The 11,057-nt window shown below is 61.2% G+C and carries 5 protein-coding genes and 1 tRNA gene; 4 read left to right on the top strand and 2 right to left on the bottom strand.

From position 1 onward, the window contains the following. Nucleotides 1-6: 6 nt before the first annotated feature. Nucleotides 7-1,509 (bottom strand): fused MFS/spermidine synthase, encoded by a 1,503-nt coding sequence (locus tag BKY26_RS11035; protein WP_071690449.1) that lies wholly within the window; start codon nt 1,507-1,509, stop codon nt 7-9. Nucleotides 1,510-1,627: 118 nt separating this feature from the next. On the opposite strand from BKY26_RS11035, the gene BKY26_RS11040 reads away from it, so the two are divergent. The 4 genes from BKY26_RS11040 (at nt 1,628) to BKY26_RS19840 (ending at nt 10,402) form a co-directional block, all read left to right on the top strand. Further along, a tRNA-Arg gene (locus tag BKY26_RS11040) sits at nt 1,628-1,704 on the top strand. A 323-nt stretch (nt 1,705-2,027) separates the two neighbouring features. After that, entirely contained in the window at nt 2,028-5,912 is a 3,885-nt protein-coding gene (locus BKY26_RS11045; RefSeq protein ID WP_071690450.1) for a beta strand repeat-containing protein, read from the top strand. 444 nt (nt 5,913-6,356) lie between these two features. Continuing rightward, complete coding sequence (locus BKY26_RS11050) at nt 6,357-9,470, top strand: beta strand repeat-containing protein (RefSeq protein ID WP_071690451.1); 3,114 nt, start codon at nt 6,357-6,359, stop codon at nt 9,468-9,470. Nucleotides 9,471-9,644: 174 nt separating this feature from the next. Further along, nucleotides 9,645-10,402 (top strand): IS5 family transposase gene (locus BKY26_RS19840; protein ID WP_131541837.1). Its coding sequence is split into 2 segments (ribosomal slippage): nt 9,645-9,966 and nt 9,966-10,402, totalling 759 coding nucleotides; the frame shifts between segments, so codons are not numbered across the junction. Nucleotides 10,403-10,831: 429 nt separating this feature from the next. Here the strand turns inward: BKY26_RS19840 and BKY26_RS11065 are convergent. Beyond that, the coding region (locus BKY26_RS11065) for an FG-GAP repeat protein (RefSeq protein ID WP_193600185.1) at nt 10,832-11,057 on the bottom strand (226 nt) is incomplete at its 5' end.

Below are 11,057 nucleotides of genomic sequence, written 5' to 3' on the forward strand. Positions count from 1 at the left end.
CTGGACTCAGTCCGGGCGGCCGATCAGGCGGTCGATGGGGGCGTAGTCATCGGTCAGGATTTGGCCGCGCGCGTCTGCGATACGGGTGATAAACTGGTCCCCAAGGGCGCCGAAGGTCATGCGGAAGGGCATGGGGGCGCTGAATTCGTCGAAATCGGAGGGGCTGTTTCCGGCGGCGATGACGAAGACCATGCGGCTGCCGGGGTCTGGCTGGGTGGCCTGGGTCCAGACCTCTACGCTCGGGAAGACCTGGCGCATGGTGCGGACGATCGAGCCGAGCGCCTGCAGCCGGTCCTCGTAGTCGATCACGTTCATCAGGAAGGTGCCGTCTTCGGTCAAGCGCGCGCGGGCCAGTTCGAAAAACTCCTGCGTCACCAGATGGACGGGCACCACCACATCGGTGAATGCATCGCCGATGATCACGTCATAAAGCTGATCGGGCCGGGTCAGAAGCGCACGGCGGGCATCTTCGTGAAGGATGGTGACGGTCTCGGGATCGAACCAGAAATCCCGCTCTGCCAGCGCGGTGACGGCGGGGTCGATCTCGGCCACCACCATCGGGCCAGTGCCGTGTTCGGTGAAGGCGCGGGGGATGGAATAGCTGCCGCCGCCGATGAAGAAGCTGGTGAAATCGGCACGCGGCGCACGGCGGCGGGCCAACTCATCCAGCATCGCGGCATGTTCGGTGAACATCACGGTGGGGACGTCGCGGGCGCTCATCCCATGGCCCAGATGATCGATGACCATCAGATGCACGGGGCTGTCGGGGTCGGCGGACATATCGACGGTGCGGATGCAGAAATAGTTGCTTTCGAGCGTGCAAGGGGAGGGTGTGGCCAGCGCGAGGCCGGAGAGCGCGAGGGCAATGAGGGCGGCGATGGACGCGATCTTCAAAGCGGCAGACCGCGCGAGCCAGAAGAGCAGCAGCCCGGAAATGACATAGGTCACGGTCACCACGGCAAGCGTGGCGGATGTCCCGAGCCATGAGATGAAGAGAAAGCCCGCCAGCAGCGTGCCCGCGATGGCGCCGATGGCTCCGGCAGCAAACATCGCCCCAAGCGCACGGCCCTGCTGGTCCGGGGCTGCGCGGGTGACCGAGACATGGGCCAGAACCGGGGCAGGGACACCGGCGAAGAAGGAGGGCAGGAAGAACACCGCCATGGTGATGGCGGCGATGCCCCAGACGGGATGGCCCACGGCCTCGAGCAACGGGGTCGCCAGGAGGCGCAGCAGGTTCACCGCGATGGCCGTGGTCAACGCCGCCGCAATCAGCGCCCCACCCGTCCAGGACAGTGCCTTCTCCACAGGGCGCTCCGCCAGCCGCCCGCCCCACCAATGCCCGGCCGAAAATCCCGCCAGCACCACTGCGATGATCGAGGTCCAAGTATAAAGCGACATGCCCACATGCGGGGCCAGCATCCGGCCTGCCACGATTTCCACCACAAGCGAGGCCGCGGAGACAGCAGTTTGCAGGGTCAGAAGCAGCCAGAGCGGCATGGCACGGGTCATCGGCAAGGTCCTTGAAAGCTTTCGGCCATTGTCATCAGCACGCGGCGCGACACAAGGGGCAGGGCGCAAGATTTGCAATTGCAGCGCCTGTCTGGATGTCCTATACGCGGCGCACGCGGCACCCGTAGCTCAGCTGGATAGAGCGCTGCCCTCCGAAGGCAGAGGCCAGAGGTTCGAATCCTCTCGGGTGCGCCATGATTTCCTGCATATCCCCACCGTTCTGAACTTTTGTCCTGTCGGTCGGGCAGCATCGCAGTCCAGGGCCGGATGCAGGGCTGCTGCGCGGGCCATCCTGCAAGGAGTGGCGGAGGGCTTCGGCAGTCTTGGCCAACGCCCGCCAAACCCGGAAGCCGGGAATTCCGGCTTGTGTCAGTGCCGGAATCACGCAATTCTGCTTCTGTAAAGGTTTCCAATTCCGGAAATCAGGTCGAATGTGCTGCCATTGATTTCAGAGGACTGTGTTTTTCTCAAAGCAATTTCAATGAAGTAGTAAGGACCTAAGTTTATTGGGGGTCACTATGTCATTAACAGAGCTCTATTTCACGGATAGTGCCGGCGGAACAGACTATAATGGTGCAAGCGGTATTGAGATCGTTACAATCGGCGATCGGACGTTTGTCTATGCCGCGGCAACCTTCGCCGATGCGATCATCATATCCGAGTTGCGTGCGGATGGAACGCTGACCGAGATAGGAACCGTGCCGCAGACGTCGGGTGCCGGGCTTAACGGTGTCTCCGGTTTTGCGTCCACAGAGGTGAATGGCACCACGTATCTTTATGCGGCAGGGGAAGTTTCTGACGCGATCACGGTCTATCAGGTCGGTGCGGACGGGATGCTGACCAGCGTTCAGACCGTCTTCGACAGCGACGATACGGATCTCCAGCTGGACGGGTCGCTCGGAGAGCTGACCATTGCCACATCCGGCGGCAACCAGTTCCTCATCACCCAGGGCTATTACGATGACGGCCTGAGCGTGTTTCAGATCGGTGCGAACGGCCAATTGACCAACACCGACAATATTGACGATGCCGATTCCCCGGCTCTTGTGCTGAACGGTCCCGCAGATACCGCGTTCATCGAATACATGGGCACGTCTTTTGTCTTTGCCACCGGCCATGATGAAAGTGGTGTCGGGATATTCAGCCTGTCGGCCTCTGGCCAGCTTACCCTTCTGAACAGCCTGACCGACACGGGTACTCTCGAACTCTCTCGCGCACACGGGGTCGAGGCGGCGATAATCGGCGGCACGCTTTTCATGTATGTCGCGGGCAACAGCGATGATGGCATTTCGGTCTTTTCGATCAGTGCAGGGGGGGCTGCGGTCAACGTCTTCAACTACAGCGATTCAACGACGCTGAGCCTGAACGGTATCCAGGATCTGGACATTTTCGAGTTCGGGGGCACAACCTACCTCGCCGCAACGCTGGAAATTGATGACGGCATCACCCTGTTTTCCATCGAAGGCGATGGCAGCCTGATGCAGGTGGACAGTGTTTTCGATTCCGAAGACGCTGCATTGGAACTGGATGGCGCCGCTTATCTTGAGTTCGTCGAGGTCGACGGTCAGGGATTGCTTGTGGTGGGCGGTTTCAACGACGACGGCATCTCCGTCTTCTCGATGGACATGGGCGCTGTCACCATCGAGGGCACGGCGGCTGCCGATCTTCTTGTCGGCACCGATCGCGGTGAGGAAATCGACGGTCTGCAAGGCGATGACGCCATTGTCGCCGGGGGAGGGGACGATTCCGTCAATGCAGGCGAGGGCAACGATCTTGTCAGTGGCGGCGATGGCGACGATCGTATCGAAGGTGACGGGGATCTGACCCAGACGGCCTCGGACGTCGTGACGGTTGCGGAAACCGGTCAGGATCTGGCGCTCTCGGTGACAATTCCCGACAGTTCCGATGGGACGAGCATTGAAATCTCGGGGATCGTGAACCGGATTCCCAACCAGGGCAGCGATTACAATATCGTCTATGTGATCGACACGTCCTCTTCGATGAGCGGAAGCTTTTCCGGAACCGAAACCGTTGGCGACCTCAACAACGATGGCCAGGCCAACACATTGCTGGACGGCACCGTTGCCGCATTCCAGTCGCTGAATGACAGTCTTGTCGCGGCGGGGTTCTCCGGTTCGGACGTTGCCGTCGTCGAGTTTGCCAGTAGTGCTGTCACCACCTATAGCGGATCGGCGCTTGGCGGCGTGAATGCGGTTCTGGAGGACATGAGAGCGAGCGGGAACACGGATTTCGAAGATGCGCTTCAGCAGGCGATCCTGGCCCTTCAGGGGATGGGAAGTGGCCAGAATGTCGTTTATTTCATATCGGACGGTGCCCATAATGGCGGTGCCTATGCCGACGAGGTCGCAACGCTGATCGACAGCAATGGGCTGAATGCCACGATCAATGCCTTCGGGCTCGGCAGCTCCGCAAATCTCAATCAGCTCGATCTGGTCGATGACGGGACAAGCAATGGCAGCGCCATTCGCGTGCTTGAACCGTCGACGCTGACAGGTGGTCTGACCGGTTCGCCGGTGGACACGAGCGAGGTCGACAGGCTGGAAATCTACGTCAATGGGGTCCTCGTGCGGACCGTGGACGGTGTGGAATTCTCGTCCACGCCGCTTGGCCTTCAGTATAATGCGACCATTGACGGTCTCTCGACAACCGCAGGCGACACGATCGAAGTCATTCTGGTTGCATCGGATTCAAGCGAAACGGAGGTTTCCGTTTCACTGACCGTTCCCAACGAGACCCTCATCGTCGGGGACGATACGCTGGTCGGTGGCGCGGGCGATGACTCTCTCGATGGGGATGGCGGCAATGATACGCTCATGGGCGAAAGCGGCGATGACCTTTTGGTTGGCGGCACCGGCCATGATCTGCTCGATGGCGGATCTGACGATGACAGGCTCTTCGGAGATGGCGGAAATGATACGCTGATCGGTGGAAGCGGGGCCGATACGTTGACGGGCGGGATTGGCGACGACGTCTACTATGTCGACGGCAGCGATCTGGTTGATGAAAGCACCGGGGGCTCCGGCGATACGGATACCATCGTGTCCCGAACGACGATTGACCTGTCCAACCTGGGCAGCAATTTCCTCGGTGATTTCGAGGCCGTCCAACTGATCGGCACCATTGATGCAACGGCCCGTGGTGACGACGGGGCCAATTCGCTGGTTGGCAACGAGGGTGACAACCTGCTTGTTGGACGTGACGGGGCTGACACGCTGTCCGGCGGTGACGGCGATGACACGCTCAACGGTGGCGCGGATGAAGACCTGTTCATTTACTCGGGTGGCGCGGATGTCATCGAGGACTTTTCAAATGATCTGATCGAGATCGATCCCGCGTTTTGGTCGGGCAACCTGGCCAGCGTGCTTTCCGCCGCGGTCGTGCAGGCCGGCAATCTCGTTCTGGATTTCGGTGGTGGAAACACGCTGACGCTGAACGGTGTGACAAGTACCGCGACGCTTGCGGGCCGTATTACCGGTGGCACGCAATCTGTGGCCAGCGACCTCAATGGGGACATGACCAGCGACATTCTGTGGCACAATGGAACGACCGGTCAGTTCGGCATGTTCGAGATGCAGAATGGCACCGCGTCCTGGCAGGTGCTCGGATCTGAAAGCACCGCCTGGCAAATCGCGGGTCTCGGTGATTTCGACGGGGATGGGACCGACGACATTCTTTGGCGCAATGACAGCTCCGGCGGCATCGGGTTCTCCACCATAAGCTCGGGCATCCCGGTATGGAATGCCCTGGGGCAGGCCAGTTCCGCATGGGGCATCGTGGGCGTCGGCGATTTCAACGGCGACGGCACCGACGATATCCTGTGGCAGAACAGCAGCAATGGCGGCGTGGGCATGTTCGCCATGTCGGGCGGCACGGCCACCTGGCAGACGATCGGCGGGTCCTCGGCCCCATGGGAGATCGTGGCCACCGGCGACATCACCGGCGACGGGATCGACGACATCATCTGGCGGAACTCCACGACCGGGCAGGTCGGCCAGTTCGAGATGTCCGACAGCGGAACGGCCAGTTGGAGCGTCGTGGCCAATGTCTCCAACGACTGGCGGCTGGTGGGCACCGGGGATCTCGACGGCGACGGGACGGATGACCTGCTGTGGCGGCACGAAAGCTCGGGCGCGGTCGGATATTACGCCATGGGTTCCGGCACGCCGGTCTGGCAAGGCCTGGGGCAGGCGAGCTTCGACTGGGATATCGTCGGGACCGGCGATTACAACGGCGATGGCACCGACGATATCCTGTGGCGGAACGTCAATACCGGCACGGTCGGCATGTATGACATGGATGGCGGCCCCAACTGGCAGACCATCGGCCAGGCCGGGCTGGAATGGGACGTCGAGGGGCAGTTCGTCGATGAGTTCGTGTTCTGAGCCCTGCGTGGAGGGGAGCCGCTGCCGCTTGCTGCGGTTCCCGCCCTGACTGGCCTGATACCCCGCTTGGGCTGACCCGACTTTGCAACTGTCCCGACCCGGTTCAGGATGTCCGTCAACGCAAGGTTTCCTCCTGAAAGCTTGGTCTCCCTCGGCAGGGCATTGCCATCGTCGAATGCGATTGCGAGGGGAAGATCCTTCTTTCCACCCGGCATCCTCGGGCCCGGTTCGCGACTCCATGAATGGCTGTCCGGTTCAAGCGGGCAGCTCACAGGGCAAAGGCGAAAGCTCCCCCTTCGGTGGCAGCACGGGCTTTAGTGACGCCAAGTGGTTCTAAGAACTGGACAAACAAAAAAAAGGCATACTATTTTGATTTGAACCGCGCGCGGGTGGACAGCCACTGGCCGCAAAGACATTGTGAACGGAACTGTTCGGGGGAACGCCATGCCTAGCATTACACTTCAAGGGTTTGAGACTGACAACAACACCCAGGTCAACGGCGACAACGCCTTTGTCGGCACGTCGACACTGACGCTTACGATCTCGGAAGGCGCGAGCCTGATCTACAGCATCATCCCGAACAGTGAAACGATCGGCAACGGCCAAATCCTCGAAGCGGATATCGTACCCGTAAACGGCGCCGGCGATATTCGCATCGACGGGATGGCGACCAGCGTGGATCTCACGTGGGTGTTCGAGGCCAGCTTCAGCAACGGTTCCAGCGCCACGATTCTTGTGCTCCAGAATTCCTCCACGGGGCAGGAGTATTTTTTCCCCATCGACGGAAACCTAGCGATCCCGACCAGTCAGGCAGAGTGGGATGTCATCAACGCCAGTTTCACCGGTGCCAGCTATGTGACCGGCACCTACGCGCCTAACACCGCATTCGACCCGCTGACCTTCCCGAACGGAACCGTGACCGTTGACGACTACTGGGTCGGTTACGACGATCCCGAGCTGTTCAACGGCGGCGCAGGGGATGACGACCTTTCCGGCCAGGGGGGCAATGACACCATCACCGGCGGCGCGGGGGATGACTATATTCGCGGCGGCGCAGGCGACGACTCTCTCGATGGCGGTGACGATTACGACCAGGTGGTCTATGACGATGCCACCTCCGGCGTGACCGTCAACCTTGTGACCGGCACCGCCACGGGCGGCGCGGGCAATGACACGATCGCGAATTTCGAGATGGTTCGCGGGTCGATGCATGACGACCACATCACCGGCGATGCGGCAGGTAACCAGATCCGCGGTCTCGATGGCAACGATACGCTGATTGGCGGCGATGGCGAAGACCGCGTCCGCTATGACCGGGACGCCAATTACGGCGGCGCTGCTGGCGTGAACGTTAACCTGATGACCGGCATTGCCATTGACGGGTTTGGCGATACGGACTCCCTCTCTGGGTTCGAACGGGTCATGGGCTCGAACTCTGGTGACACGATCATCGGCGACGATCAGGACAATGAGCTGGAAGGCCTCGATGGCAATGACACCATAGCCGGTGGCGGAGGCCGCGATAACATTCGGGGCGGCGACGGCGACGATACACTCGACGCATCTGGCGGCGATTCCGCGTCCCAGGGCTATGGCGACATCATCCAGGGTGGCACCGGCAACAACACGATCATCGGACATGCACAGGCCTTCGCCGACCGCAGCGGTGGCGGTATCGACGTCATCTATGAAAACGTCGAGGGCACGGGCGGGGTCGTCATCACCGTGGGCGCGAACGGCACCGGGACGACCACCAGCAACAATGCCGGTGTCGTCAACGATACCTTCACTTATGCCGACCACTTCGAGGGCACGCAGGATGCGGATGTCTTCAACGGATCGGACGGCGGCTCCGGCACCGGGCAGGGCAACGAGTCCTGGGTCGGTGAGGCTGGAAATGACACGATCAACGGCAATGGCGGTTGGGACATGGTCCAGTACTGGCTCGAGGGCGGGACCAACGGGGTCAATGTGAACCTCGCGACCGGTGTTGCGACCGACAGCTATGGCGATACCGACAGCCTTAGCGGGATTGAGGGCGTTGCAGGCACCGACCAGAACGACACGCTGATCGGGGATGGCAACGACAACTACTTCGAAGACCGGGGCGGTAACGACTCGATCAATGCCGCCGGGGGCAATGACTGGATTCGGCTGAATTCCGGCAGTGATACGGTCGACGGTGGTGACGGGTTCGACACGCTGGAAATCGACCTGAACGGGTTCACCCTGCCCGCAGGCTTCATCTATCAGCTCGACCTCTCAACGGGGTATTCCGGGCAGTTGGGCAACCCGAACCTGTCGGACTCCATTTCCAATGTCGAAGCCCTGATGCTGCGCGGCAGCTATGACGCTCAGGTCACGGGCGATGCCGAAAATAACCGGTTTGAGACCGGAACCGGCAACGACACGCTGACCGGCGGCGCGGGTGAGGACAGCTTCATCTACAATGGCGGCGCGGATGTGATCACCGATTTCAACGGTGACCTGATCGGAATCTCGTCCTCCATCTGGACGGGGACCGACGCGCAATTGATCGCGGATGCCACTGTTGTCAGCGGCAACCTTGTGCTCGATTTCGGAGGGGGCAACACGCTGACGCTGAACGGCATCACCGATGCCTCGGTTCTTCAGGGCCGGATCCTCGGGGCAGCCACGCCTGACGTCACAAGCGATGTGACCGGCGACGGGACCTCCGACATTCTCTGGCGGAACGGCACGACGGGCCAGTATGGCATGTTCGACATGTCGGGTGGCACGCCGACCTGGAGCGTTCTGGGCGGTGAGAGCACCGCCTGGCAGATCGGTGGACTCGGTGATTTCGACGGCGATGGGACCGATGACATCCTCTGGCGCAATGACACCTCCGGCGGCATCGGCTTCTCGGCCATGGGCTCTGGCAGCCCGGTCTGGAACGCGCTCGGGACGGCCAGCGCGGTCTGGCAGATCATGGGCGTGGGCGATTTCAACGGAGATGGCACCGACGATATCCTCTGGCAGAACAGCAGCAATGGCGGCGTTGGCATGTTCGCCATGTCGGGCGGGTCCGCGACCTGGCAGACGATCGGCGGCTCCTCGGCCCCGTGGGAGATCGTGGCAACCGGCGATATCACCGGCGACGGGATCGACGACATCATCTGGCGCAATTCCACGACCGGTCAGGTGGGCCAGTTCGAGATGTCGAATGCGGGCACGCCCACCTGGAGCGTCGTCGCCAATGTCTCCAACGACTGGCGGCTGGTGGGGACCGGCGATCTGGACGGCGACGGGACGGATGACCTCTTGTGGCGGCACGAGAGCTCGGGCGCTGTGGGCTACTACGCCATGGGCTCCGGTTCGCCGGTCTGGCAGGGGCTCGGTCAGGCGAGCTTCGACTGGGATATCGTCGGCGTGGGCGACTACAATGGCGACGGCACGGACGACATCCTGTGGCGGAACGTGAACACCGGCACGGTCGGCATGTACGACATGGACGGCGGGCCAAGCTGGCAGACCATCGGCCAGGCCGCACTGGCTTGGGACGTTGAGGGCCAGTTCGTGGACGAGTTCGTGTTCTGAGGGGGGCGGGCCAGCCGACACCGGCTTCAAGACCGGCGGATGACTGAATTATTGCTTCGCTGTGGGCGATTACCGCTGAATTTCGGGTGCGTGATACCCGAGATTGGCTAGGGTCAGGACCCATTGATTTCCGCTTTGCAGCGTGATTCACGGTACGAAAACCGAGCGATGAACATGTCTGATCTCTTCTGGCTGACCGAGGCCCAGATGGCGCGTCTGGAGCCCTTCTTCTCTAAGTCCCACGGCAAGCCGCGCGTCGGTGACAGGCGCGTTTTGAGCGGGATTATTTTCATCAATCGCAACGGCTTACGCTGGCGCGATGCCCCTGCTGCCTATGGGCCGCACAAGACGCTCTACAACCGTTGGAAACGGTGGAGTGACAAGGGCATCTTCGCACGGATGATGGCCGGTCTGGCCGCCGACCACGGCGAACAGAAGACCGTGATGATCGACGCGACCTACCTCAAGGCCCACCGCACGGCGACCAGTATGGGCGTCAAAAAGGGGGGCGTGGACGTCTGATTGGCCGGACCAAGGGCGGCATGAACACGAAACTGCACGCCATTTGCGACAGTCAGGGCCGACCGCTCAACCTTTTCGTGACTGCAGGACAGGTCAGCGACTACATCGGCGCACGGGCACTTCTCAGCAGCTTGCCGGATGTCGATTGGTTGCTCGGGGACCGCGGTTATGATGCCGGCTGGTTCAGAGAAGCGTTGCAAGACAAAGGGATACGCGCTTGCATCCCAGGTCGGAAGCAGCGCAAGACCCCGGTCAAATACGACAAGCGCCGATACAAACGCCGCAACCGTATCGAGATCATGTTCGGCAGGCTCAAGGATTGGCGGCGGGTGGCAACCCGATACGACAGGTGCCCGAAGGTCTTCCTCTCAGCCATCGCCCTTGCGGCTCTCGTCATCTATTGGCGATGAGTCCTGACCCTAAGTAACATGCCGGAATATCAGCCCATTGCCCGCAGCTTGTAGGCTGAACCCTGCCTGAAGAATAAAAGGCTGCGTCAGCTCCGTTGCAATGCCCCCCGCCATGCTTCCGTCGGCACATGCCATTGCGCAAATGCGATCGTGCAAATGAACCGGCGTGATCCAGCTGAGTAAGGCATAGAAAGCGGTTCTGCAGACCATCTCGGAACGGGCTGCAGCCCTCGATTGTCGCCGCGGCTGCTCTTCCGAAGGGGTAGGCCGGGAAAGAATTAGGGAGAATGGTCTGGAAGTCTAACGCCTATATAGAGACGCTCAGGTCAGTCGCCATCTGCCGCAACCGCTCTTCTAACAAGGATAGAGCAGGCAGATGACCATCCTGTCACCTGCCTGCTCCGAATCTCCATCCAGGCTTAGTGCCGCTCAGAACACGAACTCGTCCACGAACTGGCCCTCAACGTCCCAAGCCAGTGCGGCCTGGCCGATGGTCTGCCAGCTTGGCCCGCCGTCCATGTCGTACATGCCGACCGTGCCGGTGTTCACATTGCGCCACAGGATATCGTCCGTTCCGTCGCCATTGTAGTCGCCCACGCCAACGATATCCCAGTCGAAGCTCGCTTGCCCCAGTCCCTGCCAGACCGGCGAACCG

This window comes from Nioella sediminis (assembly GCF_001879695.1).
In the GTDB taxonomy this organism is placed as follows: Bacteria; Pseudomonadota; Alphaproteobacteria; order Rhodobacterales; family Rhodobacteraceae; genus Nioella; species Nioella sediminis.

Coding starts and splice junctions, on each gene's coding strand:
- BKY26_RS11035 (WP_071690449.1), bottom strand. CDS start 1,509: ATGACCCGTGCCATGCCGCTCTGGCTGCTTCTGACCCTGCAAACTGCT.
- BKY26_RS11045 (WP_071690450.1), top strand. CDS start 2,028: ATGTCATTAACAGAGCTCTATTTCACGGATAGTGCCGGCGGAACAGAC.
- BKY26_RS11050 (WP_071690451.1), top strand. CDS start 6,357: ATGCCTAGCATTACACTTCAAGGGTTTGAGACTGACAACAACACCCAG.